General features: G+C 40.6%; 35 protein-coding genes. 30 read left to right on the forward strand and 5 right to left on the reverse strand.

Features of this window, described 5'->3' with window-relative positions; all coding sequences use genetic code 11:
- Positions 1 to 12 precede the first annotated feature (12 nt).
- The 10 genes from ACWYN3_RS07560 to ACWYN3_RS07605 are packed head-to-tail and all read left to right on the forward strand — an operon-like array spanning position 13 to position 6,555.
- The gene (locus ACWYN3_RS07560) at positions 13 to 1,392 is read left to right on the forward strand and encodes a hypothetical protein (RefSeq protein WP_456220587.1); all 1,380 of its coding nucleotides are present in this window, start codon (positions 13 to 15) and stop codon (positions 1,390 to 1,392) included.
- Positions 1,393 to 1,394: 2 nt separating this feature from the next.
- Positions 1,395 to 2,183, forward strand: a complete 789-nt coding sequence (locus ACWYN3_RS07565; RefSeq protein ID WP_456220588.1) for a hypothetical protein — start codon at positions 1,395 to 1,397, stop codon at positions 2,181 to 2,183.
- 5 nt (positions 2,184 to 2,188) lie between these two features.
- Positions 2,189 to 3,484: a hypothetical protein gene (locus ACWYN3_RS07570; protein WP_456220589.1), complete on the forward strand. Its 1,296-nt coding sequence runs from the start codon at positions 2,189 to 2,191 to the stop codon at positions 3,482 to 3,484.
- A 32-nt stretch (positions 3,485 to 3,516) separates the two neighbouring features.
- Positions 3,517 to 4,083, forward strand: coding sequence for a TerD family protein (locus ACWYN3_RS07575; RefSeq protein WP_456220590.1), 567 nt, complete (start codon positions 3,517 to 3,519; stop codon positions 4,081 to 4,083).
- A gap of 5 nt (positions 4,084 to 4,088) precedes the next feature.
- Positions 4,089 to 4,439 carry a TerD family protein gene (locus ACWYN3_RS07580; RefSeq protein ID WP_456220591.1) on the forward strand — a complete coding sequence of 117 codons (351 nt, stop codon included), beginning with the start codon at positions 4,089 to 4,091 and terminating at the stop codon, positions 4,437 to 4,439.
- Positions 4,424 to 4,744, forward strand: a complete 321-nt coding sequence (locus ACWYN3_RS07585) for a TerD family protein (protein ID WP_456220592.1) — start codon at positions 4,424 to 4,426, stop codon at positions 4,742 to 4,744. The genes ACWYN3_RS07580 and ACWYN3_RS07585 overlap by 16 nt, the downstream gene beginning before the upstream one ends.
- A 13-nt stretch (positions 4,745 to 4,757) precedes the next feature.
- Complete coding sequence (locus ACWYN3_RS07590; protein WP_456220593.1) at positions 4,758 to 5,474, forward strand: OmpA family protein; 717 nt, start codon at positions 4,758 to 4,760, stop codon at positions 5,472 to 5,474.
- Positions 5,475 to 5,499: 25 nt separating this feature from the next.
- Complete coding sequence (locus ACWYN3_RS07595) at positions 5,500 to 5,697, forward strand: hypothetical protein (protein ID WP_456220594.1); 198 nt, start codon at positions 5,500 to 5,502, stop codon at positions 5,695 to 5,697.
- Positions 5,698 to 5,737: 40 nt separating this feature from the next.
- Positions 5,738 to 6,403, forward strand: a complete 666-nt coding sequence (locus ACWYN3_RS07600; RefSeq protein WP_456220595.1) for a TerC family protein — start codon at positions 5,738 to 5,740, stop codon at positions 6,401 to 6,403.
- A 17-nt stretch (positions 6,404 to 6,420) separates the two neighbouring features.
- The gene (locus ACWYN3_RS07605) at positions 6,421 to 6,555 is read left to right on the forward strand and encodes a hypothetical protein (RefSeq protein WP_456220596.1); all 135 of its coding nucleotides are present in this window, start codon (positions 6,421 to 6,423) and stop codon (positions 6,553 to 6,555) included.
- 127 nt (positions 6,556 to 6,682) lie between these two features.
- On the opposite strand, the gene ACWYN3_RS07610 is transcribed toward ACWYN3_RS07605, so the two are convergent.
- Positions 6,683 to 7,312, reverse strand: a complete 630-nt coding sequence (locus tag ACWYN3_RS07610; RefSeq protein WP_456220597.1) for a biotin/lipoyl-containing protein — start codon at positions 7,310 to 7,312, stop codon at positions 6,683 to 6,685.
- A gap of 311 nt (positions 7,313 to 7,623) precedes the next feature.
- Between ACWYN3_RS07610 and ACWYN3_RS07615 the strand changes: the two genes are divergently transcribed.
- Both ACWYN3_RS07615 and ACWYN3_RS07620 read left to right on the forward strand, forming a co-directional pair.
- Positions 7,624 to 8,532, forward strand: coding sequence for an AraC family transcriptional regulator (locus ACWYN3_RS07615; RefSeq protein ID WP_456220598.1), 909 nt, complete (start codon positions 7,624 to 7,626; stop codon positions 8,530 to 8,532).
- 74 nt (positions 8,533 to 8,606) lie between these two features.
- Positions 8,607 to 9,443 (forward strand): SDR family NAD(P)-dependent oxidoreductase, encoded by an 837-nt coding sequence (locus tag ACWYN3_RS07620; protein WP_456220599.1) that lies wholly within the window; start codon positions 8,607 to 8,609, stop codon positions 9,441 to 9,443.
- Positions 9,444 to 10,043: 600 nt separating this feature from the next.
- Here the strand turns inward: ACWYN3_RS07620 and ACWYN3_RS07625 are convergent.
- Positions 10,044 to 10,691, reverse strand: coding sequence for an SRPBCC family protein (locus ACWYN3_RS07625; protein ID WP_456220600.1), 648 nt, complete (start codon positions 10,689 to 10,691; stop codon positions 10,044 to 10,046).
- A 98-nt stretch (positions 10,692 to 10,789) separates the two neighbouring features.
- On the opposite strand from ACWYN3_RS07625, the gene ACWYN3_RS07630 reads away from it, so the two are divergent.
- The gene (locus ACWYN3_RS07630; RefSeq protein WP_456220601.1) at positions 10,790 to 11,284 is read left to right on the forward strand and encodes a GNAT family N-acetyltransferase; all 495 of its coding nucleotides are present in this window, start codon (positions 10,790 to 10,792) and stop codon (positions 11,282 to 11,284) included.
- 214 nt (positions 11,285 to 11,498) lie between these two features.
- Here ACWYN3_RS07630 and ACWYN3_RS07635 read toward each other — a convergent pair whose 3' ends face one another.
- The 3 genes from ACWYN3_RS07635 to ACWYN3_RS07645 are packed head-to-tail and all read right to left on the reverse strand — an operon-like array spanning position 11,499 to position 12,512.
- The gene (locus ACWYN3_RS07635) at positions 11,499 to 11,813 is read right to left on the reverse strand and encodes a substrate-binding domain-containing protein (protein WP_456220602.1); all 315 of its coding nucleotides are present in this window, start codon (positions 11,811 to 11,813) and stop codon (positions 11,499 to 11,501) included.
- A 52-nt stretch (positions 11,814 to 11,865) separates the two neighbouring features.
- Entirely contained in the window at positions 11,866 to 12,357 is a 492-nt protein-coding gene (locus tag ACWYN3_RS07640; protein ID WP_456220603.1) for a LacI family DNA-binding transcriptional regulator, read from the reverse strand.
- Positions 12,358 to 12,371: 14 nt separating this feature from the next.
- A complete protein-coding gene (locus tag ACWYN3_RS07645) occupies positions 12,372 to 12,512 on the reverse strand; it encodes a LacI family DNA-binding transcriptional regulator (protein WP_456220604.1) in 141 nt (46 codons plus the stop codon).
- Between the two features lie 162 nt (positions 12,513 to 12,674).
- Between ACWYN3_RS07645 and ACWYN3_RS07650 the strand changes: the two genes are divergently transcribed.
- From ACWYN3_RS07650 to ACWYN3_RS07730, 17 genes are all read left to right on the forward strand, one after another.
- Entirely contained in the window at positions 12,675 to 13,952 is a 1,278-nt protein-coding gene (locus ACWYN3_RS07650) for an FAD-dependent oxidoreductase (protein WP_456220605.1), read from the forward strand.
- Positions 13,949 to 14,950 (forward strand): hypothetical protein, encoded by a 1,002-nt coding sequence (locus tag ACWYN3_RS07655; protein ID WP_456220606.1) that lies wholly within the window; start codon positions 13,949 to 13,951, stop codon positions 14,948 to 14,950. The genes ACWYN3_RS07650 and ACWYN3_RS07655 overlap by 4 nt, the downstream gene beginning before the upstream one ends.
- A 137-nt stretch (positions 14,951 to 15,087) precedes the next feature.
- Positions 15,088 to 15,897 (forward strand): TonB-dependent receptor plug domain-containing protein, encoded by an 810-nt coding sequence (locus ACWYN3_RS07660; RefSeq protein ID WP_456220607.1) that lies wholly within the window; start codon positions 15,088 to 15,090, stop codon positions 15,895 to 15,897.
- A 199-nt stretch (positions 15,898 to 16,096) separates the two neighbouring features.
- On the forward strand, positions 16,097 to 16,417 hold the full coding sequence (locus ACWYN3_RS07665; protein WP_456220608.1) for a hypothetical protein: 321 nt from the start codon (positions 16,097 to 16,099) through the stop codon (positions 16,415 to 16,417).
- Positions 16,418 to 16,445: 28 nt separating this feature from the next.
- Positions 16,446 to 17,894, forward strand: a complete 1,449-nt coding sequence (locus ACWYN3_RS07670; RefSeq protein WP_456222926.1) for a SusC/RagA family TonB-linked outer membrane protein — start codon at positions 16,446 to 16,448, stop codon at positions 17,892 to 17,894.
- A gap of 2 nt (positions 17,895 to 17,896) precedes the next feature.
- Positions 17,897 to 18,247 carry a hypothetical protein gene (locus ACWYN3_RS07675; protein ID WP_456220609.1) on the forward strand — a complete coding sequence of 117 codons (351 nt, stop codon included), beginning with the start codon at positions 17,897 to 17,899 and terminating at the stop codon, positions 18,245 to 18,247.
- Between the two features lie 18 nt (positions 18,248 to 18,265).
- Positions 18,266 to 18,955, forward strand: coding sequence for a RagB/SusD family nutrient uptake outer membrane protein (locus ACWYN3_RS07680; protein ID WP_456220610.1), 690 nt, complete (start codon positions 18,266 to 18,268; stop codon positions 18,953 to 18,955).
- Positions 18,918 to 19,406, forward strand: a complete 489-nt coding sequence (locus tag ACWYN3_RS07685) for a hypothetical protein (protein WP_456220611.1) — start codon at positions 18,918 to 18,920, stop codon at positions 19,404 to 19,406. Before ACWYN3_RS07680 ends, ACWYN3_RS07685 begins: the two co-directional genes overlap by 38 nt.
- Before the next feature lie 23 nt (positions 19,407 to 19,429).
- On the forward strand, positions 19,430 to 19,831 hold the full coding sequence (locus tag ACWYN3_RS07690) for a RagB/SusD family nutrient uptake outer membrane protein (protein ID WP_456220612.1): 402 nt from the start codon (positions 19,430 to 19,432) through the stop codon (positions 19,829 to 19,831).
- 77 nt (positions 19,832 to 19,908) lie between these two features.
- The gene (locus tag ACWYN3_RS07695; protein ID WP_456220613.1) at positions 19,909 to 21,462 is read left to right on the forward strand and encodes a hypothetical protein; all 1,554 of its coding nucleotides are present in this window, start codon (positions 19,909 to 19,911) and stop codon (positions 21,460 to 21,462) included.
- Positions 21,380 to 21,997 (forward strand): hypothetical protein, encoded by a 618-nt coding sequence (locus ACWYN3_RS07700; RefSeq protein WP_456220614.1) that lies wholly within the window; start codon positions 21,380 to 21,382, stop codon positions 21,995 to 21,997. Before ACWYN3_RS07695 ends, ACWYN3_RS07700 begins: the two co-directional genes overlap by 83 nt.
- A complete protein-coding gene (locus tag ACWYN3_RS07705; protein ID WP_456220615.1) occupies positions 21,973 to 22,404 on the forward strand; it encodes a hypothetical protein in 432 nt (143 codons plus the stop codon). The genes ACWYN3_RS07700 and ACWYN3_RS07705 overlap by 25 nt, the downstream gene beginning before the upstream one ends.
- A gap of 11 nt (positions 22,405 to 22,415) precedes the next feature.
- The gene (locus ACWYN3_RS07710; protein WP_456220616.1) at positions 22,416 to 22,862 is read left to right on the forward strand and encodes a hypothetical protein; all 447 of its coding nucleotides are present in this window, start codon (positions 22,416 to 22,418) and stop codon (positions 22,860 to 22,862) included.
- Positions 22,838 to 23,410, forward strand: a complete 573-nt coding sequence (locus tag ACWYN3_RS07715; RefSeq protein WP_456220617.1) for a hypothetical protein — start codon at positions 22,838 to 22,840, stop codon at positions 23,408 to 23,410. Before ACWYN3_RS07710 ends, ACWYN3_RS07715 begins: the two co-directional genes overlap by 25 nt.
- Positions 23,373 to 24,032 carry a hypothetical protein gene (locus ACWYN3_RS07720; protein WP_456220618.1) on the forward strand — a complete coding sequence of 220 codons (660 nt, stop codon included), beginning with the start codon at positions 23,373 to 23,375 and terminating at the stop codon, positions 24,030 to 24,032. Before ACWYN3_RS07715 ends, ACWYN3_RS07720 begins: the two co-directional genes overlap by 38 nt.
- An 8-nt stretch (positions 24,033 to 24,040) precedes the next feature.
- Positions 24,041 to 24,484, forward strand: coding sequence for a hypothetical protein (locus ACWYN3_RS07725; RefSeq protein ID WP_456220619.1), 444 nt, complete (start codon positions 24,041 to 24,043; stop codon positions 24,482 to 24,484).
- Between the two features lie 47 nt (positions 24,485 to 24,531).
- Positions 24,532 to 24,936, forward strand: coding sequence for a hypothetical protein (locus ACWYN3_RS07730; protein WP_456220620.1), 405 nt, complete (start codon positions 24,532 to 24,534; stop codon positions 24,934 to 24,936).
- Positions 24,937 to 25,192 lie beyond the last annotated feature (256 nt).

The following is a 25,192-nucleotide window of genomic DNA, read 5'->3' on the forward strand; positions in this document are numbered from 1 at the left end:
TTGCCAGTTAATATGCTGAATTCTCCAAGATCATTATCTCCTGCATTTTTAGGTGTTGATTTTGGAAGTACAAACTCTTCTATTGCTTATTTCTCTGACCATAAAAATGAAGTGTGCGAAAGCCTGAAGCTGACTAACAAAAGAGTTTCCCTGTTATCCACTGATACTAAGAACAATGATGAACGCCCAGCTGTAGAAGATGAGATCTTCTTTTTCCAGAACGACGAAATCCTCACTAACTCCATTAAATCAGTTTTAACCATTCATGATTCCAGAAGGATTGTAAACGAGGGTAATATCCTGAACGATTCATTGATGGCACAAGCAGTTAAAGGTGGATTTCCCTGCTTTGAGAAAAACCTGCCGATTGAAAATGCAGAAGATAACAGGTATATTCTAAGTTACAACAGAGTAGGGAGAGCAGAGTTGGTTTACAACATGAAATGGTCTACCCAGCCAATTGATAAGAGTTATAAGACTGCCTATTTAAGCTCTTTGTTATTGCATGTATATGCCCAGTTATTCATTGAAGGGCATGAACCTCATACTTTGAAATGGTCTTATCCATCTTCAATGGGTAAAGAATTATTGAGTGAATACAGAGGAATATGGGATTCTCTTAAAGAGATCTCACCAATTGTAGGCAATGTTAAACTAAAAACTTATCCACCTTCAGATCTCTCAGATATTGGTGATACTACGGGTGGTAATACCTGGGGAATACCAGCTGCCGATTCAGGTTGGAGCAGTAATGTTGCTGAGCCACCGGTGTTAGCTTCAGGTGGTTGGGGAGCCGCAGAAACCAGTAGTAATGGGTGGGGAAACGAGCTTAAAGTTCCGGCAGTAGCAGGTGGCTGGGGTAATGAACCTATTGTGAAATCTGCTGGTCCGGTAAATATTGCAACGGAAACAGGGCCGGTAAGATTTGATTTCAAGAAATTAAGTAACGAAGAATCACTTTCAGAGGCTTGTGCAGTAGCGAATTATTTGGTGAGGCCAAATGGAGGTTATTCCATTAATCCAGGCGAACTGGTTCTTTGCTTTGACATTGGTGGTAGTACAACTGATATTACTGCATTATGCCAGATGGATGGTGGAAAAGCAATGATTAAACAAAATTCCATCCGTTTTGCAGCAGAGAGAGTAGCACAGGCAACTAAGTTCTCTCCAAATTTCAAAAACGTTTTGTTAAGGATGTGTGAAAGGAAAAATATCTCCATCCAGGGATTAAATAATGGGGTCAATAAATTTTCTGAAAACACAGCTCCTTATTATTTTGAACAGGTTGTCGATCGGCTTGAAGCCTCAGATTTTGAGACTTTTTATCTTTTAATAGCCGCAGAATGTAAGGAAATGATGAGCATTAATCTTTTCTTTATGTTACCGGGTTAATTATGTTCTATGCCGGTCAACTGGCTTATAAATTAAGAACTGAGATCGTAAAATCTGAAGATGCTCCGCCAGCTGTTAAAGCCATCCCACCTAGAATCAAGATTGCTTTTGCAGGCAAAGGAGCCCGGATTTTTGACTGGTTCACAGCAGTAAATCCAGCTGCTGCAGATGATTACTATACACAAATGTTTATCAGGGGTATGGGGGGAGAAGCTGTAGCCAGACAAACCATTACACCAATTACGACCAACCCTTTAAAAATAATTGATATCAACTCTCAGCGTGGAACCAACAATGCTGATGTTAAATATGAAGTATCCAAAGGTCTGGCTATTCCTACCAATATCACAAGTATACTTGTACCAACCAATAAACAGGCTATAGAGATTCTTGGGGAAGATAATTTCTGTGTAGTTACACCTGCTGGTGAATTCAAATACCTGGAATCTACTAATTCTATCACTCCGGAGATGTTAGAGCATATAGGAAATCACTTTATCTGTCTGCCTCCGGATGGCAAGCCACATTGTCCAAGATTTATGGACTTCGCAGATTTATTCTACAGAGTTTCATCCACCATGTTTGGGCTGAAAATGAATTCTGCGGATTTCCTGGCGGGTTTCCAGGACATGAATATCGAAAATTATATTAAAGGAGAACCTGGTTTTATCAAGGCTCAAAAGCGAAAACATGAGGATCAGAAAGAGTTTGACTATGTAGCTCCGATCATCATTTTAGAGGGAATGAAATTCTTTGAAAGACATCTGCTTAAAGGAATCCAAAAACAATAGGCTCCATGAAATTCTGTGTAATCGCAAAAATATCTAAACGTTCGGTCTCTTTCTGGTATCAGTCAGACGGTAATGCCTATGCACCATTAATTATAAAGGGATCAAATGAAATCCCCTTATACTTTTATGTGAATGGTAATGACTTCATTTTTGGAAGTGCTGCCAGAGAGCGGTTTAACAGACATGACCCTAATGCTTACGGGAACTATTTTGAAATTATAAAAGATCCGGTTAAGCATTTTGTGATTTACGGCAACAAAAAGCCGGTTAAACAGCTGTTTTATTATGGAATTGAGCAATGTCTGTCTTGTTTTCTGAATACAGTTTTATATAAAGGCGACTCCATAGAATCTTACAGACAACAGTTTCCACTTCGTTTTCTATTTGACACAGATATAGAAGACAATGAGAAATCGTTGATTGAACAGCTGTTCCAGGAAGCTGGTTACTTTAATTTAGACCGCGTTTATTTCGAAAGGACATTGTTTGCGGTATTAGCTCAAAAAGGGGTTTTATCAAAGGAAAAAGCCATTCTATTACTCAGTGGCATTGATGATGTGCTGTATTTAAGACTTTATAAAAATATATATGCTGAAGCAATTGGTTCTTACAGACTGGAAGGACAGGGAGCTGATCCCAGGGTGAAGATTCTAGCAGATATGATTGTTGAGTATATCATTATTCAACAGCCTTATTTATCCATTGATAAGGATTCCGAGACCGCTTTCTTACTTCCATTCTGTGCAAGTCTGTTAGAGAATATAAGTCCTGTTATCAAGGGGGATGCTGAACTGTCAGATGGGAATAAGTATTGGTTTAAGGTCAATGAAAGAGGTTTGAATGACAGGCTTCAGTATTATTCAAATGATAGTATGATCTATACTGTAATTGATGATCTGCTGAAGTCGGGAGGTTTGATTATCGAAGACGTAGTTATTTTATTGGGGACAGAGGAAATCAGTACATCTTATTTCTCGAGTAAACTGCTTAAGAAATATCATCATGTCAAAGAGGTTAAGGCTGTTGATATCAGAGATACTATGAAATCTATTTTTTCGGAGATAGCAGACTTAAATTATAAGTTGAAATCAAAGATACCTGATCAACCACCTGTAGTGACCAAACCAGTAATTCCAACACCGATAACACCCAAGCGGTCACCTCCATTACCACCAAAAATAGTGGCGAACATTTCGCCGCCTCAGATTAATATTCCAAGGTTACCTGAAGTAAAACCTGTCATCAAAGCAAAAGTTAACCCAGTAAAACCTCCGCCGCTTCCACCTAAAAAAGGTTCGTAGGAGAGAGATTAAACAATTAAATAAATATTAAAATGGCTATACAACTAGAAAAGAAAAAACCAATCTCGATTATCAAAGAAAAGCCCGGGCTCAATAATATTGTAGCGGGTTTAGGTTGGGATCCTGCCAATGTAAACGGACACTCAGTAGATCTGGATCTATCCTTATTTATGTTGGGGGCAAATGGCAAACTGGTAGCAGATGAATACTTTATCTTCTATAACAATGCGACAAGTCCTGATGGTTCTACCAATTACCCGGGAGACAGCAGAGGTGGCGAAGGCGATGGAGATGATGAGGTCATCAATATTGATCTGTCTAAAATAGATGCAAGAGTCGAGTTCTTATATTTTGCGGTCACGATTGATCAATGCGAAGACAGGGGGGATAACTTCGGTCATGTGCAGAATTCTTATATCAATATCAGAAATGCTGCCGACAATTCCATTTTGTGCCAGTATGAACTAAAAGAGAGTTTCACAAACGAAGATTCTATCATCATTGCAAGTATTTCAAGAAATGACGGGGCATGGAACGTAGAGGCTCTCGGACAAGCATTTTCGGGAGGTTTAAGTACACTAATAGACTTATATCAATAAATCACATGATGAGCAGTTTTAATTTAAGTAAGGGAGATAGATTCTCTCTTTCCAAGGCAGCGCCTGGACTAACAATAGTAAAGATAGGAATGGGATGGGCTCCTAATGAGGAAGCTAACGGGCCTGAATTTGATCTTGATGTATCTGCATTTTCAATAGGCAGTGACTTTAAAATCCCCTCTGATTCTTATTTCACCTTCTATGGTCAAATCCGTATGGGGAATAAAATTGAGGATAAGCTAGAAAAAGGGTTGTTCAGACCTCTTACTGTGGATGGGGCAATTATTGGGCAATTGATGATCCGGATGGCTCCAGAAGTGACGGTGAAGATGATGAAGATATGTTTATTGACCTGACAAAAGTTAGTCATCAGGTGGAGCAGATCATCATTTGCTGTACGATTTGTAAATATCCTCATGATAACAAAAAAGACCGCAGAACATTAAATCTGAACTTTGGGCAAGTGAATGATTGCTATATCCGTATAGTGGATGAAAGTAGCGGTAATGAGATTATTCGCTATGATTTGAAAGATAAGTACACTAATGAAGATGCTGTAGAATTTGGAAGACTGTTCAGGGTAGATGATTCCTGGGAATTCGAAGCTATGGGTAGAGCACATACCGGCAGCCTGCAAACATTAGTAGATATGTACAGCTAAATAAATAGAAATTATGGCATTTGATTTAAATAAAAATGATGGATCTGCTCAGGATTCATCAAAAAAGACTCCTTCTTCCTCTAAATTTAACCTTTCAAAAGAAGAGACAGAACAAGTTGTAGTTACAGAAAGCCCTTCAAAGACTAAAACATGGATCATAGGATTGATTGGGGTTTTAATAGTTGGCGGTGGAATCTGGTATTATTCGTCTAAAACAAAGGTGACAGGCGGTGTTGCCAGTGCATCAACTCCAATTATTCCTTCAGATCCAGCCGTTGCTGTTATACCACTATCGAAGGTAAAAACAGAGTCTGCTGTCGCAGATACAACTGCTCATCTGGTAACCAGCCGGTCTGTTCAGGTTGCTGAGCACGCGTCTGCTGTTGATGCAGCAATTTTAAACCATAAAATCCCTGCTACTTTCGGTCTTGGATCTTCGTCGTTCATCACTGTAGATCAATCATTGATTAACCGCATAATCTCTTATCTGGCGAAAAATCCGGATGCATCCATCAATGTAGATGGATATGCGAGCAGTGATGGTTCTTTAGAAATTAACCAAACTATATCACAGGTAAGAGCAGAAACATTCAAGAAATACCTGGTTTCAAAAAACATTGCCGAAAGCAGGATAATCGCATCAGGGAAAGGGATTGAAAATCCAATTGCTTCAAACCATAGCAATGCCGGCAGAAAAAAGAATAGGAGAGTTGAGATTACGCTTCCATAAATATTAATCAATAAAAATATCCCTCGTGGCTAAAAGAAGAACTAAACAGACAGGTATCAAACAGATTTTAATTTCATTAGGAATCCTATTTAGTGCAATTCTTTTTATTATAAAAGTTATTACAGGTAGCATAGGCTGGTTAGAAGTCTTTGCACCTGTGATTATTGCATTTCTCCTCATTTTTCTCTTGTCCGCATTAAAAGCTGCCCTTAGAAAAGTATAGGTTATCATCAATTCAACATTCAATACTAACTAATCATATAATGGATTTATTGCACACTATTTTAGGAGATGATATACAGGCTGGCCTGCTGATTATCTTAAATTTAATTGTTATAGAAAGCTTGCTTTCAGTAGATAACGCAGCCGTTCTGGCTACGATGGTCATGGATCTTCCGACGAAGCACCAGAGGGACAAAGCTTTGAAGTATGGTATCATTGGCGCATATGTGTTTCGTGGTATCTGTTTACTTCTTGCTGCCTGGCTGGTCACCATCTGGTGGTTAAAACCTTTAGGCGGATTATATCTTTTATACCTGGCTTTTGATTACTTCAGGAAAAAGAATGCGAAGAAAGATGAAGGAGATGAAGAGCTTGATAAAAGCAAAAGCTGGATATATAAATCTACGGTGGGTTTAATTGGGACTTTTTGGGCAACTGTGGCTCTGGTAGAGGTGATGGACTTAGCTTTTTCAATAGATAATGTTTTCGCAGCAGTAGCATTTACTGATCATATCTGGCTTATTTATATTGGTGTTTTCATTGGGATTCTGGCTATGCGTTTTGTTGCACAGGCATTTGTCAGGCTGATGGAGAAGTTTACTTTTCTGGAGACTGTTGCATTTATTGTAATAGCAGTGCTTGGGATTAAGCTGACTTCTTCTTTATTTACTCATTTCATCCTGAATCGCCAGTTTCTCATATCATAGAGGGGGAGAAGACGGACTTGTTTGTATCGGTTTTTACGGTAGCTGTGTTTATTATTCCGGTGGTTACTTCTGTGCTGTTTAATTATCCGAAGAAGAATGTTGTGGAGCTGGAGGTTGTAGAAGAAGCGGGAGAGGTGCTGGATAAGGTTTAACAATAATTAATTATAAGAAAGTAGCTAGGGAAAGAGATTTTCTCTGGCTTTATATTTAATAGGTATCACCTCCATTAAGGATCAAATCAGGTTTTGGCTGTTGCTGCTGTACTAGATGGGGAATAACTTATAGATCAAGTAATGCAATACAGCTTGAAAACTTAAATACAATACCTTCTTCCAGTAGCCATACAAGCCTGCCTGTCTGGGGGGCTACAATTTCAACACAAACTTTGTCAGTACTTATCTCGCAAATTACTTCGTCTTTCTTAACGATCTCATTCAATTCTACTTTCCAGTTGGTAATGACAGCATCATATTGTTCTGAGCTTAATAGATCCTCTTCATTCACGATTACTTCAAAGCTATAAGGAAACTTATCTCTAATACTGCTATATGTTGATAACAATGGACGAGATTTTCGCCAGACCGGTTCTCCAAACGGCGTATCAATTTCCAAATAACCTTCAGAAATTTTTCTGATCGATTCAGCTTGCGAGGCTTTCCATGCGTTTTCTTTCTCTTGTTTTATCAATGCTTCCTGCCGGTCAAAAAAGTTAGTTTCACCTTCTAGAATATCTGCAGCATAAGTCATCAGGTAATGAGAATATCCGAAGAGCTGATCAACCTGACTGCCGTCAATGGATATTTCAGGTTTTCGTTCTTTTATAAGTTTCTGGATACTATATAAGTCACTATCCGATTTATTAACCCCAATACGAACATGTGTATTCATGCCCCAGTTAATACCTTCCACCACAATCCGGATTTTACTATTCGAAAACGTAACCAGAAATAAGTTCTCCGTATCCTTTAAGATATAACATTTTCTTCTTGTAAGCCGAATCCACTGCAGATCGGTGCAAAGGCATTTCGCGCTTCATTTTTGAAGTAGTTTAGCGCATCAGCATGTAGTTTATAATAGTCTTGCATACCTTTAGTTAATCGAAGATAGTGATTATTTGCCTGCAGCTTGTAGAGTTTGCTTTAATCTGCCTATGCTGTGAGCAAAAAAAAACAATTCATATCTCAGAAAAAAGCTTCAATTTTGCAAATCGTATCTATCATATGGCAAAATCAACAGAATCACTGGAGCAGTTTTACAGGGATAAGTATGGCAGCTTATCTGAAGATTTCAAAAAAAAAAATAGTGGTCAGTTTAATGTTTTTCGAATTGAAGACCGAATTCGCACGGGTACCACTTCGCCAACCTTCATCCGCAGAGATTTCTTTAAGATCATGCTTTTTCAGGGTGATAACGTATTCCATTATGGTGATAAAAGTATCCAGATATGCGGAAATACGCTGCTTTTCTTTAATCCACTGGTACCGTATACTTATGATCCATTATCCTCCGATAGCAAAGGTTATTTCTGTGTATTCAAGGATGAGTTTTTTAAAGGGACCATGCGCCAGAGCCCGATTGAGCTGCCCTTATTTATAGCGGGCTCACAGTCTGTCTTTAGTCTGGATGATGATGGGACTTGTGAAGTGAAGGCCCTTTTTGAAAAAATCATCAAAGAACTTGATACAGATTACATCTATAAATACGAGCTGATCAAGAACTATGTCAGTGAGTTGATCTATCTGGCGATGAAGCTCCAGCCTGCAGACAATTCCTTTGAGCATCCCGATGCCGCTTCGCGGGTCACTTCGGTTTTCACAGAATTGCTGGAACGTCAGTTTCCAATTGAATCGTCCTCACAGCGTTTTGCACTGCGCTCGCCAAAAGTCTTTGCAGAAAGACTTTCTATTCATGTTAATTACCTCAACCGCGCCATCAAGAAAACCACAGGGCGTACAACTACTGATCATATTTTTGAGCGCCTAACAGCAGAAGCTAAGGCACTTCTAAAGCATACCGACTGGAACATTGCAGAGATCAGCTATCTGCTCGGTTTTGATGATCAGGCCCACTTCAATAACTTTTTCAAGAAACAGACTACAATGAGTCCTTCTGGTTTCAGGCAGGTTTGAATTTGACAAATATTGGTTTTGATATAACAAAATATAATCTGCTCCACACGATAACTTTGGATCAAAAAAAGATTATGAATAATACAAAAGTTTGGTATATCACAGGCGCATCTAAGGGAATGGGACTCTCCCTTGTAAAACAATTATTGGCAAAAGGCCACAGCGTTGCTGCAACTTCGAGATCAATGGCCGCATTCGAAGAGTTTAAGGGAATTAGTGACAAGTTTCTGCCAATGGAAGCTGACCTGAAAAACGAGCAGTCCATTGCAGCATCTATTCAAAAAACAATCGAAAATTTCGGTCGTTTGGACATTGTTGTAAATAATGCTGGTTATGGACTGGGTGGTGCTTTGGAGGAACTCACCTCAGCGGAAATCGATGAAAATTTCCAGATTAATTTTTTCGCGGTTGTACGTGTAATTCAGCAGGCTTTACCTTATATGAGAAAGCAGCGTTCTGGCCATATTATCAATATCTCTTCAATTGCAGGCTTTGCGCCAGGTATCGGATGGCCGATGTACTGCGCCGCCAAATTTGCAGTAAGCGGCCTTAGCGAAGCGTTGGCAAATGATCTGAAACCATTGGGCATTCATGTAACGAATGTAATGCCAGGCTGGTTCAGAACTAGTTTTGCCAAAGCAGATTCGATAGCTTACAACAAGAACCAAATTGAGGACTATGCTTATTTACGTGAATATCATGATAAGATGAATAGTATGGACGGCGCACAACTGGGAGACCCGGAGAAGATAGCAGATACATTCCTGAAGTTAATTGAAAGCCCAATCCCCGCTACTGACCTGTTTCTGGGTAGTGATGCATTCAATCGTGCAAAAACCAAAATGGAGCAATTGCATGCACAAATGGAAACCTGGAAGGATGTTTCTTTTTCAACTGATTTTACTTATTAATACTAATGGAAAGTACTCAGTAATAAATGATAAACCGGGTCTAAATTGCCTGGTTTATCATTTGTTATTGAGTTGTTCCGCCAAACCGATAAGAAGTCCTTCCTTTCCCCGAATGTAGCAGAGCCGGTATGAGTCCCCGTACTGAACCACTTCGCCAACGAGAGAAGCGCCATGCCTGATGAGCCTGGATACTAGCTCGTCAATATCCCCGACGGTGAACATGGCGCGTAGATAACCGAGGGAGTTCACAGGAGCAGTCCTGTGATCTGAGACAGTAGGTGGGGTTAGGAATCGGGAAAGCTCGATCCGGCTATGGCCATCGGGGGTAATCATCATCGCAATTTCTACGCACTGAGAGTCCAGCCCGGTAACGCGACCAGCCCATTCTCCTTCGATTGTGGCTCGCCCTTCGAGCTTCAGACCTATCTCTGTAAAAAAGAAATAGCGTCATCCAGGGATTCTACAACGATGCCGACATTGTCCATTCGTAGTAATTTATTCTTTGCCATAGTTTTTTATCTATTAATTGAAAACTTACCTGTCAATTCCATTTCACGATTACCAATTTTTACCAAATTGACGCCAAATCATTTTTATCGATTAAGCATCCGGTATTTCAGGTTCTACCAGCTTAACTAGTTTTTCCAGTGACTCCTGCCAACCCAGATAACACATTTCGGCTGGTATCACAGCAGGTATTCCTTCCTGCAATACTTTTAGTTCTGTACCAACCGATGTTTTTTGAAACCAAACAGAAGTAGTCATTGTACCAGGCAGATTTGGGTCGTCAAATTTATCTGTATACTTCAGAAACTCATTTGGCCTGACATCCAGGTATTCCCCACCAAATGAATGGCCGTTACCTGTCGTGAAATTTTGGAATGACATTTTAAACGTACCACCTACCTGAACATTCATCTCGTGTACAGTGCAAAGAAAACCATAAGGAGGCAACCATGAAGCGATCGCTGCAGCTTCTGTAAAGGCACGGAAAATCTTTTCAGGTGAAGCCTTGATCACTCTGTGTAATGAAACTTTATTCTCTGACATAAAAATCTTTTTTTTTGTTCCTAATCGTCTGGCTTTTCGGTTCGCCCGTTTTTTGGATGTGGTAGCTGCTCCACCGACCCTATTAATCAGATCAAATTCCTTAATCAAATATGCATGTAAAAACGGATATTGAACAGGGTGGTATGCGACAATTTGTATGCCGGTTTGCGACAGATTATTCAGGTTTTTATCGATCATGGCCTGCTCAGGATTATTTGTTTAATGTGTATATTTATTGTTAATGGGCATTGTAAGATGCTTCTGGAAACAATAAAATCATATAAGAACTAATTAAGATGACAGACAACAATATCACATTGACCAAAACAGAAAAAGATGACTTAAATACATTGTTTCTGTTTCAGCTGGACAAAGAAGCAAATCATCTGGCAGCTTTTACTTCTAAAGACCCTAACGATAAAACTGCTTACATTGAGAAGTATTCAAAGCATTTATCTGACCCAACTATAAATATGCAGACAATAAAAGCTAATGATGAAATTGTAGGCAGTATTGCGATTTTTTTTATAGAAAATGATGCAGAGATCACTTATTGGATAGACAAAAAATTCTGGGGACATGGAATCGCTACTACTGCACTTCAAGACTTCCTGAAAATCGAAAGAATCAGACCAATTTATGGACGTGTAGCTTTTGATAATTATGGTTCGCAAAAAGTTTTAGAGAAAAACGGGTTTGTAAAAATCGGAAAGGAAACAGGATTTGCTAATTCCAGAGAAACAGAAATTGAAGAATATATTTTTAAACTATCAAACTTACCACTGGCATAACCCAAAAGTGGGGAAGGGCCATTTTTACTAAATTGCCCAATCTATGTGGAATGCATTAAAGATGTATTGAATGTAGGATCATGCTGCTCACCAATCAAAACCATAAATCAATGATAATTTTTCTGTTTTCTATACTTTCTGCTGCTCCATGGAACAATGAGTGCCAGGCCTGATCGAAAATGATGCCACAGGACGGAACTGGTGCAATAGGGGTTTAAGATGATTTTCTAATAATCAGCCTGGTTTTAAGAACCTTAACAGGTGTTTTCCATTGCGAAGAGTCCTTCTTAATCTGATCGAATAACAACTGTGCTGCAGTGATTCCAATCTCTCTTACCGGCTGGGCAACCGTTGTCAGTGGCGGCTCAATAAGTGCAGAGATATAATCATCACTAAAGCCAACAACAGCAATATCCTCTGGAACCCTTAAATTATTTTTTTTGATAATTTGAATGGTGTCAATTGCTGTAGGATCATTAATTGCAAAGATCGCATCAGGCGGATTTTCGAGGTTAATCAGGTGATTCACATAAATCGCTATTTTTTCCTTACTAAAATCATAAGAAATGATCAGTTCCGGATCAGCCGGGATATTGTATTTTTAATGCTGCTGCGAGATAACCATTCAATCTTTTCACACTAATAGCCAATGAAGACGGGCCCGATAAATGCGCAATCCTTTTTCTTCCTGACAAGATCAGGTGTTCTACCGCACCAAAAGCACCTTCATAATCATCAACAATAACCTTTGGCACCACCATCTCATTGCACACCCGGTTAAAGAATACAATAGGTATCCCTTTTTTCTGAAATACCTTCAAATGATCAAAATTTAACGTTTCTTTAGTGATAGATACAATAACCCCGTCAACACGATTATCTATCATTACTTTAGCATTGGTTACCTCAGTCTCATAAGACTCATTGGATTGGCTAATGATCACATTGTAACCTTCTTTATGAGCTTCCTCCTGAATGGCTGCAATGACAGAAGGAAAATATGAACTCAGAATCTCCGGAATAATGATCCCAATGGTACGGCTTTGTTGTGTAGCCAGTTGTATAGCAATCATATTGCGCTGGTAATCTAATTTTTCCGCAGGTCCAAAACCCGTTTCCTGGTATCCGGATGGACATTCGGATGGCCCGTTAATACCCTCGATACCGTGGATTTAGAGATTTTTAATTCCCTGGCCAGGTCAAATATGGTGATCTGATGAGTTTTCATTGGAATATTTGAGGTTTCATGCTATTCAAATATATTATAAATTCTGTTTCATGGGAGCGTTCCCTAAAATTGGGAGCGCTCCCAATTTATTTTACCCTGATTTTCAGTACAGAATTATCAAGTACAGAATACATTTGAATCCAATACCAAATATATTTCTAAATGATAAGGGAAGAATCTCAAAAAAAAAGAGCTGTTAAATCAGAATCTGCCAGCTATGACTTAGTAGTTGCAGGAGGAGGTTTAGCTGGTGTATGTTGTGCCATCACTGCTGCGCGAAAAGGGCTAAACGTAGTACTTGTACAGGACAGGCCGGTTTTAGGTGGCAATTCATCAAGTGAAGTTCGGTTGTGGATCCTGGGAGCAACATCCTATATGGGAAATAACAACCGATGGGCAAGAGAAGGAGGAGTGGTTGATGAGATCCTGCTCGAAAACATGCAACGCAACCCGGAAGGTAATCCGGTAATTTTTGACACCGTATTACTCGATAAAATATATCAGGAAGTAAATATTAAGCTTCTTTTAAATACAGCGGTATATGATCTTGAAAAATCTGATGCCGATGAAATTTCATCTGTGAAATGTTTTTGCAGTCAAAACTCAACTGAATATATCTTAACGGCGAATCTGTTCTGTGATGCCTCCGGCGATGGCATTTTGGGCTTTCTGGCAGGAGCTGCATTTAGAATGGGTGCAGAGAACAAAGAAGAATTCGGAGAGAAGTTTGCGCCAGATCAGGAATACGGAGAACTTCTTGGGCATAGCATTTATTTCTATAGTAAAGACACCGGTAAGCCCGTCAAATACATAGCTCCTTCATATGCGCTTGCCGACATCACAAAGATCCCGAGGTTTAAGAGTTTTAATGCTAAGGAATTTGGATGCAAACTGTGGTGGCTGGAATATGGCGGACGCATGGATACCGTTCATGAAAGCGAAAACATCAAACAGGAACTGTGGAAAGTAGTTTACGGGGTCTGGAATTATATTAAGAACTCAGGTGAATTTCCCGAAGCAGAAACCATGACCCTTGAATGGGTAGGCAATATCCCCGGGAAAAGAGAAAGCCGGAGATTTGAAGGAGATTATATGTTAACCCAACAGGATATTGTTTCCCAGCATCAGCATGAAGATGCAATCGGTTATGGTGGCTGGTCTATTGACCTGCATCCTGCAGATGGGGTTTTCAGCAATAAACCAGGGTGTAACCAGTGGCATAGTAAAGGAATTTATCAGATTCCGTACAGATGCCTTTACAGTAGAAACATCAAGAATCTCTTCCTGACCGGCCGTATTATTAGTGCCAGCCATGTAGCATTTGCCTCTTCAAGGGTGATGGCAACAGGAGCTTACCTTGGGCAAGCAGTTGTATGGCAGCATTCGTTGCAAAGAGAGATGGATTGCAGCCCAAAGAACTTAACGAGAAAGGAATCATGAAATTCCTGCAACTGGAACTGATGAAGAGCGGTCAGCACATTCCAGGGATGACCTTAACAGATACCGCAGATCTGGCTCAATCAGCAAAAATTACCGCTTCCAGCGAAATGTACCTCGATGAAATCCCTTTTGATTTCATGAAGGATCTCGATATCTCGGCTGCACAAATGATCCCATTGCAGGCCGGTATGGTACCTTCTTTTACTTTTTCAGTGGAATCATCCGAAGAAACCACGCTACAAGTAGAACTCAGAATAAGCTCCAGACCAGGAAATTTTAGTCCTGATGAACTATTGGAAATTCAGCAAATACCAGTGAAAACCGGTACACAGGAACTGAGTGCCAGTTTTAACAGCAAACTGAATCAAAACGCCTATGTATATCTTTGTTTCAGGAAAAACCCTGGCCTTAAACTCGGCTTTTCCAATACCCGCATCACCGGCGTATTATCCGTTTTCAATTCAATAAACAAAGCAGTTTCAAATTTTGGCAGCCAAAAACCAACAGAAGATATTGGTGTGGATGAATTTGAGTTTTGGTGCCCTCAACGCAGACCTGAAGGCCATAATATCGCACTGAAAATAGATCCTCCATTAAATCCTTTTATAGTTGAGCAACTGAAAAATGGGATCAGCAGACCCGTCAATGAACCGAATGCCTGGGTGTCATCAATCAGGGATCAAAATCCTGAAATCAGTTTAAAGTGGGCAAAACAAACCAGTATCACCAGGATCGAGCTTTGCTTTGATACCGATTATGATCATCCTATGGAATCGGTATTGATGACTCATCCTGAAAGAACAATGCCCTTTTGTATTAGAAATTATACAATTACAGATGGGAATGGAAATCTGCTCTTTGTTAAAAAAGACAATTACCAATCCATTAATATCATTGAGCTGGAAGAGACCGTGTTAACCGATAAACTGGCTTTACAATTTGAACATCCATCAGCAGCTGTACCAGCTGCATTATTTGCAATCCGATGCTATAGCTAGGTTTTAACACCCTGTTAAAGAATTTTAAGAACCTTGTTTTAAATTTTCGGCTTAAACTGCCAACAGATCCGGGGAAGACAAAACCCTGTATCTAATTAGACTGAACCAACCAACTAACCAAATATTAAACTAAGTGCATGAGAAAAATTTACCCGATTTTTGGAGCAAGGCTATTGTTATCAATAGTCCTCTGTATGTCCCTGCAATTGCTCTACGGACAGTCAGTTTCCCCTGTCAAATTGATTACCGGAACGGTATCCGATCAGGAAGGAAATACCCTTATTGGTGTGAGCGTCCAGTTAAAGGGGAAAACAAAGGTCGTTTCCTCCGACAACAATGGTGTCTATAAAATTAGTGTTCCTGGTGGGAAAGGAGTTTTATTGTTTTCCTATATCGGCTTTGTAACGAAGGCGGTGGTTTTAGGTGCAGGAAGTACATACAATGTCAGGCTCAATGAGGATCAGAAGGGATTGAATGAAGTGATCGTGATTGGATACGGTACTACCAGGAAGCGTGACCTGACCGGTTCGGTTGGCTCTGCGAACATGAAAGACATGAACAAAGCACCTGTTGGCACTTTTACCGAAGCTTTGGCAGGCAGGATTGCCGGAGTTCAGGTTTCTTCTACCGATGGGCAACCGGGAAATGAAATGAATATCATAGTCAGAGGAGCCAATTCAGTAACACAGGATAATGCACCTTTATATGTCATAGATGGTTTTCCTACAGAAATTGCAGCGGCTAATAGCATCAACAACGAAGAAATTGAGTCAATAGAAGTGTTAAAGGATGCTTCAGCGACCGCTATTTATGGAGCCCGCGGTGCAAATGGAGTTGTATTGATTACCACCAAAAAAGGTAAAATCGGGGCACCACAAATCAGTTATGACGGCTGGGCAGGAATCAATTCTATTATCAAGCAACAAGAGTTTTTAAGCCCCCTATGAGTTTGTTAAATATCAGTTAGAATTAAATCCGGACTTATACGGAGGTATTTATCTTAAAGATGGACAAACGCTCGAAAGTTATAGAGACCGTAAAGGGGTTAACTGGCAGGATGAGATTTTCCGCAATGCCTATATTCAGAACCATAGCCTTTCTTTACGTGGAGGCACTGAGCAAACTAAGTATTCAATTTCCGGATCAGTGTTATCACAACCGGGAATTATTATAAACAGCGGTTTTCGTCGTTATCAGGGACGTATTGTCGTAGATCAGGTCATCAATAAAAAACTGAAAGCAGGAGTGAACGTGAACTATGTAGCTTCAAAGAAATTTGGAACTGTGGTAGCAGAATCACAAACAAGTCCTACTGCCAGTTTAATGTACAGTGCCTGGGGTTTTCGTCCTGTAAGCGGAAATATCGATTTCGACGCCAATATGATCGATGAACTGTATGATCCGGATTTAAGCGCGACTGCCGATTACCGATTACCGGATAAATCCACGTTTGGCAGCACAGAATGAATATAAACCTGTTTTCAATAATACCTTGGTGATCAATTCCTACGTAGATTACAAGGTGTTAAAAAATCTGTCGTTAAGAATTAGCGGCGGACTCAACAAAACAAACATCAGAGAGGAAATTTTCAATAATTCATCCTCCCGTCTTGGAAACCCAAACAACAATAACAAAGTAAATGGTTCGATCAACAACATCGATATTACTAACCTTTTGAATGAAAACACATTGACTTACCAGACCAAATTTAACGGAGGCCATTCTTTAACGGTTCTTGCAGGTTTAACCATGCAGGATGTCCGGAATTATTCAAATGGTTTTTCTTCCATTCTAATCCCGAACGAATCGCTGGGCATGAATGGAATAGGAGAAGGGCAAATTACAGTCGCGCCAACTTCAGACCTGAAGAACGGTTTGCTTTCCTACCTGGGCAGGATAGATTATAATTACAAATCAAAGTACTTATTCACTGTTTCTTTCCGGGCTGATGGATCTTCCAGGTTTCCTAAAGATAACAGATGGGCATCTTTTCCATCAGGAGCATTTGCCTGGCGCTTTACAGACGAACCATTTATGAAGAAACTAACTTTTCTAAATGATGGAAAACTCAGAATAGGATATGGACATACTGGTAACAACAGGGTAGATGATTATGCCGCTCTTACTGCTTTGAAAATGCTGCCTTCAACCGGATACCCTACAGGAAATGTTCCCGGCAAAGGCATCGTTCCGGTTAACCTTGGAAATACAAAGCTGAAATGGGAAACTACCGTGCAATCTAATATTGGGATTGACCTGAGTTTCTTTAAAAACCGAATTGCCTTCACAGCTGACTATTATCATAAAAGCACACGTGACCTTTTGTTGAATGCAACCTTGCCGCCAAGTATGGGTTATTTAACCGCATTTAAAAATGTCGGAAAGGTATCAAACAGTGGAATTGAACTCAGTATCACTACGAATAACATTAAAGGGCAGAAGTTCTCCTGGAGTTCCAGTTTCAACATTGCATTTAACCGGAACAAAGTGCTGGCTCTGAATGATGAAGAACCAAATCTGCTTTCGAGAGTAACCTGGGGGAATTTCAACAACGCTTTCCCTTACATTGCTGTTCCCGGGAAACCTATTGCCCAGTTTTATGGAATGAAGTTCGATGGTGTTTATCAGTATAGCGATTTTGATGCTCAGTCAAATGGTTCTTATGTATTGAAACCCAATGTGCCAAATAATGGTAATCCACGGGCCAACATTCTTCCCGGCGATATCAAGTTTAAGGATATTAACGATGATGGTCAGGTTGATGATCGTGACCTCAGCGTAATTGGGGATCCAAATCCTGTTCATATCGGTGGTTTTAGCAATAACTTCAGCTACGGTAATTTTGATCTGAACATTTTCCTGCAATGGAGTTATGGTAATGACATCTTAAATGCAAATCGTATAGAATTTGAGGGTGGAGATCCAACCCAGAGAAACACTTAAATATGTTTGCTTCTTTCGCAAATAGATGGACCCCCGAAAATCAAACCAATGATTTATATCGGTTAGGTGGGCAGGGCCCGGCATATTATTCTTCCCGTACTATAGAAGATGGCTCTTTTATTAGATTAAAAACGGTGTCTCTTGGCTATAGTTTACCCGCATCAATGATGAAATCATTAAAAATGAAGAGCCTGCGGTTTTCTGTGTCAGCTCAAAATCTCATCACCTGGACCAAATATTCTGGTCTGGACCCGGAGGTTTCGACCAGGCACTCTGCCCTGACTCCGGGATTCGACTGGTCTCCATATCCACGACCCCGGTCGGTCACGATAGGAGTGAATGCTAATTTTTAATTATAAAAACAGAGAGATATGAAGACTAAAATATTAATACTGCTGATGAGTATCATGATGCTTTCCTGCACTAAACTGTTGAATAAGGATCCTGATTTTGTAACACCAGACAATTATTATAAAACAGAAGAAGACCTGAAAAAATGGTCTGAATCTGGTGGGGTGTATAATAGATTAATTGACCCTAACGGACGAATGTATGGACGTGGATTATTTAGCTACTTTGTGGTGAGTGATGAAGCATTTTTTAAAGGTATTTCCATTAACAACATTCGCGTGATGGTGATGGATGCAAGCCATCTGGATATTGGCAGGCTTTGGGAAGTATTATACGAGGGAGTGAACCGCGCAAATTTGCTATTGGAAAAGGTAGATCAGGTGAACATGGATCAAACACAGCGGGATGCCATCAAGGGGGAAACCTTATTCTTACGTGGTTATTATTATTACCTGCTTGCAGATATTTTTGGACCAGTTCCCTTAAAATTAACCTCTACCAAATCGCCTGATGATCCCTATCTTCCACGTGCCCCTCTGCCAGAGGTTTATGCTTCAATTGTAAATGACATGCAGCAGGCCGAAAAGCTGGTGAACGATATTGATTATTTCCCTTACAATGAACGCATCTCTAAAACAGGTGTGCAGGCAACTGGCAAGGGTATTCCTGAAGATGGCAGGAGCGCCATTAAAGGATGTTGCCCGCTATAAAGATGCTTTGGCATACGCAGACAAAGTGATCTCATCGAACAAGCATGCGCTTAATCCGAATTATAAACAGATTTTTATCAACCATACTCAGGATATCAATGAAAAGAGAGAGTGTATCTGGGAAATTGGAATTTATGGCAATAAAGTAGGAACGGTAGACCTGGCAGGATCTATGGGGGTAGAAAACGGAATTGAGTGTCCAAGTGAGGCGATTGGTTATTCAGGAGGAGCAATGAAGATCACAGCCAAACTGTATGAGCTTTTTGGTACTGCTGATACGGCGAGGAGAAACTGGAGCATAGCGCCGTACCGGTTTGTAGTATCTGGCAGCAATACGATAAAGACTAATTTTACGGATAAGCAGATTTACGACCGTAATCCCGGTAAATGGAGAAGAGAGTACGAAACCGGGTCTAAGGCACGTAGTTTTACCTCCACTATTTTCCAGTGATCCGATATTCGGATGTTCTGTTGATGAAGGCAGAGGCTGAGAACGAAGTAAATGGTCCTACAGCAGCAGCTTACGATGCAATCAATAGGGTGAGAAGAAGGGCATTTAATAAACCGCCGGGCAGCCCCAATGCCATTTGTGATATTCCCCCAGGCTTAGGTAAAACTCAGTTTTTTGCAACTCTTCAGGATGAACGCGCAAGAGAATTGTGTTTTGAAGGCATCCGTAAGCACGACCTGATCCGCTGGGGAATTTATGTGAAAACGATGAACGATTTAGGCACAAGTATTACGGCAACAGCACCCTCTACTTATAAATATGCAGCGAATGCCGGTAAGAATACGACAGAGAGAGACCTGCTTTTCCCAATCCCTACAACCGAACTGACTGTGAATAAGCTTATAGAACAAAATCATGGCTGGTAGATTAATATGGCTGATATGCCTTTTTCCATTTTCCGTTTTTGCACAGTCCAAAGGGCCTTCACTTTGCTAATAGCCAGTTGAATTTAGAGTGGGTAAATTCTGCAAAAGGCTATCAGCTGAATAAAATATCGGTCTTTAACAAAGGATCATGGATTGATTTATCTGCAAAACCATCGGGCGAGTTTTCTATCCTGTATGCTGTGGATACGCTATCTCTCAGAGAGAAAGATCCAGCAAAGGACAGCGATTTTCCAGAATCTGTTTACCGTTATATTATACCTATCTGGAAGCAGGCGACTTCTTCAGTTCAAATGAATAAGGCCGGAGAAGCAATTGATTTTTATCCCGATAGAAAAAAGGAAATAAAGGATCAGCTGATCTTTCATAAAGAACATAAGCTATTTTCCCTAAGCTCTACATGGGAGTTTGATGCACAGCATCCGAACGATCTGAAAGTGACGATAAAATTAAAAGCTAAACAAGCAGGTTATTATTCGATTGCTTCGCCTGAGCTGGCTATTTTTGATAAAAGTAATTTTAAATGGGCTACAGTTCCGGGAGTCTCCCAGGGAAATCAGTTAAATACCAACTTCATCAATGCCTATGCCTATGGACAGGGAATACCCGCTGTGCCGGTTATGGTCAGGGAACGTACGGTTTCAACATTATCGCCCCTGGTACAAAACAGCCAAAACATCACCTTAGCGGTAATTCCGGAACCTGGCACAGGACGTGATCCATGGGCATTTGATACAAAAACCCAGGGAAACTGGAATATTGGTCTGTCCGTTCTGAACAGAAAGGGAAATATGATGCCAACGATATATCACCCTGTATTGGGACAAGGGAAATCTTATCTGGGAAAAAATGATACGCTTAGTTTTTCTTTCCGTTATACCATACGGGCTGAAGATTGGTTTGCAGTAATGAAACATGCTGCTAATGATGTTTACAAGTTTAAAGAGGTGCTGGCCCTGAAGAAAACGGCTGCTTCTCTTACTGATCGCATGTTTAGAATGGCAAATTATGTGATTGACGATAGTCTTTCCATGTGGCAGGTAGCTCCCTGTAAAAACCTTGAAATCGGGGCTCAGAAATATCTGGGAGGGGTATATGGCTCCGAAAAAGATGCAATTAAAAACTCAGACTATGGCGCGATGTGGATGCTTGCTCAGTTAACGGGCAATCAGAAACTAATGAATAACCGTCTTCCATATGCCAGAAACTTTAAACTGGCGCAACAGCATACAGCGAATGATTTTTTCTATGGAGCTTCCGAAGGACAATACTTTTTACAAAACAGCAAGAAGTTTACCGAAGAGTGGGGCCCATATACCGAACCTATCGGAAGTACCTATTACCTGATGATGGATATTGGAAACATGCTGCTGTTTAATCCTGATGATGCAGATTTGCGTGCAGAATTGAAACTGGCAGCTGAGAAGTTATTATCGTGGATGAAACCTGATGGAAGCTGGGAAGTAGCATATGATAATCAAACCAATGAAGCCAGGTTTAAGGATATATTAGACCTGAGGCCTACATTTTATGGCTTACTTATCGCGCGTAAAATTATTAGGAGACCAAAAGTACCTGGAAGCTGCCAGAAAAGGGGCAGACTGGTATATTGAGCAGGCGATTAATAAAGGATCATTTATCGGTGTTTGTGGTGATACCAGGTTTGCGCCCGATTTTGCGACTGCACAGAGCGTGCAGGCTTTACTGGATCTTTACGATGTGGTAAAAGAAAGCAAATATCAAACTGCTGCAATTGCTGCGGCTAAAATTTATACAGCTTCTGTTTACACTCATCCAATTGCTTCCTCAGCCAAAAAACAGGTGAATGGGATTCAAAGAGCAGACTGGGAAATCAGTCAGGCAGGGTTAAGTTTTGAACATGGAGGGATAATGGGATCTGCAAACCATCATGGGCCAATTCTATTGGCAAGTCATGCGGGAATGTTTCTGCGGATGTTTTCAATTACCAGGGATTCCTTATTTCTAACCATGTCCAGAGCTGCTGTGTGGGGAAGGGATGCTTTTGTAGATCAAAAAACAGGTGTGCTTCCTATTATTGGGATGCGATGGATAAAGGAGCAGGCCCATTTCCCCATCATGCCTGGTGGCAGATTGGCTGGATCATGGATTATCTGCTTTCAGAAGTAAATCTTCGCTCGCAGGGGCAGATCTCATTTCCACGCGGTTTTATTACCCCTAAAGTAGGCCCGCATCAAACTTATGGTTTTGCTCCGGGTAAAGTATATGGCACAACTGCTTCTTTGATTTTAAGGGAGGGACTGGTCAGGGCTGAAAGTCCCTATGTAGAATATATTACGGCATTGAGTACCGATAAACGCAAGTGTTTTGTGCTGCTGATGAACAATAGTGAGCATCCGTTGAAGACAAAAGTTCAGCTTAATCCCGGGAAAATTCCAGGCTTTTCAGGGACCGTATTGAAAGAACTTGCTTTCATAGAGAAAGATGGTACGCGAACATTACTAAACAGCAATTCCAATTCACAGAACATTGAACTAGCCGCTTTTGGCTTAAAAATAATAGAGTTATGCTATTGAAAAAGATAATATTGTATTTGATATTCAGCTGCTGCGTGTTTATCTCAGGGAAAACATATGGGCAAAGCACCTATTTTGTTGAGGCCGAAGATTTCCAGTTTCCGGCAGGCTGGACCGTTAGTAAAGAAGCAGGGACAAACGTTTCCGGAAAAGGTGCCTTATTTGCCGCAGGCTCTGCAGATCCGATCCCTGATGCATTTACTGTGATCCCCATTAAAACCAAAGGCAGCTTTTTTGTCTGGACCAGATCCAGAGATTTTGCGGCTGATAAACCTGGAACGAGAAAGTATCTTATATCGGTAAATGAACAAGATATGAGCAAAGAATCTGGCGCTCATCTTGGCGAAGGCTATGCATGGGAAAAGGTTGGTCGTATTGATCTTGATACTGGTGAAAATGTGCTGCAGTTAAAAAATACAAGTAAGAATTTTTTGTGCGCTGTGATGCCATATTGCTGACCACTGACGAAGCTTTTAATCCGCAGAATGAAAACTCTCTTACCCGTTATGCGATCAAACCAATCCTGGTGAAGACAACGCCAGTGGTGTTAACCGTGGCCGAACCAGCTACTTTTACAAAAAAGAAAAATTTACTTGGTACACTGTCAAATGATAAACTCAAGTTGAGTTTTGAAGAGGTAATTGACGATAAGACGGGGAAAAGTAAAATTATTGCGCTTACGGCTATTTTTCAGGATCAACAGTGGGCGACATTAAACGCGCATGTAGAAGAACAGCGGATATTCCTGTTAAGTACCAAAAAAGCTCAAATAGATTTTGGCGATTATTTTGCCACATGGAAGAATTCTTCCCTCTATACATCGTTTGTGGTTAAAGGTAAAACCTATAGACCTCTGGACCAGAATGCGGCGAAAAATCCTTTTCTGGCCGGAGAACTCTCTGTTTGTCAACCTTCGGCCGTGAAACAGGTTTCTGCCGAAGAGCTCTGGGTAACTTATGTGACTGATAATGGTCAGCAGGTTAAAGGGATTTGGAAACTTACTTAAACCCGGAACATCGCATTATGAGCTAAATCTGGAATATTCAGCCAAAGAGGAGGGGCTTTACAGTTTTGTCGTTTCAGCATTCCAGGACGTTCCTGAGCAGGGAGTTAAAAATGTACAGCTTCCACCGATGTTTAATTATCAGCGTTTGCCAACAGACCCGATTATGGTTCCGGGGGCGATGACTCCCCAGCCTCTGGCAATTGTGGAGATTGGCCAGAATAACAAACCATTGAGTTTCTTTGTAACGGGATCTTTAACTGATTTTCCATTAGACTGGGTCAGGGACAATACCTCCAGGATTGGTTTCTCCCTGAAAAATGCATTTAATAAGGTTCAGCCAGTTGCATTTGCGCCTGTTCTTGGTCTGGAAGATTCCAAACTGCTTGCCGGACAATCCTTAAAAAGAACATTTAACCTTGGAGCAGTACCTGACAACTGGAATGGGGCGCTGGAATATATATCCAACTCTATTTACCAGGTAAAGGACTATCGTTCTCAGGATTCCAGTTCCTTAACCAATGCAGCATTTAACATGATTGATCTGATCAAAAATGACGATGCTTCGGGATGGAACGCACAGTTGAAGGGTTTTTATGACATAGAAGCAGATCCAAAAAAATAGCACCGACGGTGGCTCAATCAGCCCCTCTGGCCGTAATCTCTGCAGCAGTAATGAGCCGGGATGAAGAATTTTATCTAAACCGTGCTTTGCCTACCATAGAATATACTTTGTCAAGGAGTGCTTTCAGATGGGCTAAGGCTGTTGGTGCGCCATTCAATCTCAAAGAGGCTTCATTAGTATTAGATCCCTATAAAAACGTACAGTTTAACACGGCTTATTTTGATGCGCTCAACCAGTTGTTAGACCAAAAGAATCCATGGCTGGTTCAGGTAGGGATGCCTGATCAACAACCCAGAAAGCTGTCGGGCTATAGTGTAAACATTCCGGCATGGACGCAGGAGTTAGCCGCCTACCGCCTCACTCAAAAAGATAACAATGGCTCGATAAAGCAGTTTTACACGCAAATGAGTTTGTACAAAAAGAAGTTTATGGTCCAAAGACACAAGCTTTAACTACACAGTCATTTTACAATACCTCATTTTATCCATATTGGTGGGATTTGATGGATCTGTATGAAATTAATAAAGACAAAGTCTTTTTAGAAGCGGCTAAATATGCCTCATTTTTTACCATGGCTGGTATCCGTTCGTATCCGCTTGTTCAAAATCAAAAACAGCTGATTCATAAAGGCGGACAATATGAGGGCAATACGACCATGTGGTGGAAAGATGGGGTGAAATTCCGTTTAGGATTTCCGCGCAAACCAGGAGATGTAACAGAAAAAGAAGTTCCTCAATCGCTGATATCACCAGTAGGATTGGGTTTTGAACAGCCTGTTACCTTCTTTCTTCCCAATAAAAATGTACGTCATGTATTCATGTCGACCTGGGCTCCACACTTACTGCGCCTGTCTGCAGAAAGCAACAAGGATTTTTTGAGATCTATGCGAGGAACTCCATTATAGGTCGTTTTTCTAACTATCCCGGATATTATGCTACAGGCTTTACTGACCTCACTTACCAGGCAAATTATCCTTATAAAGGGCCGGATATCAATTCTATTTATTACCATCATCTTTCACCACATCTGGCCTTTACACTTGATTTTCTGGTTACAGAAGCGATTCAAAGGTCTAAAGGAAATATCACTTTCCCATGGGGGAAACAAGAGGGCTTTGTTTGGTTTAACAACCGGATTTATGGAGCTGGTAAAGGAACTAT

The sequence above is a fragment of the Pedobacter sp. NJ-S-72 genome, from assembly GCF_053890575.1.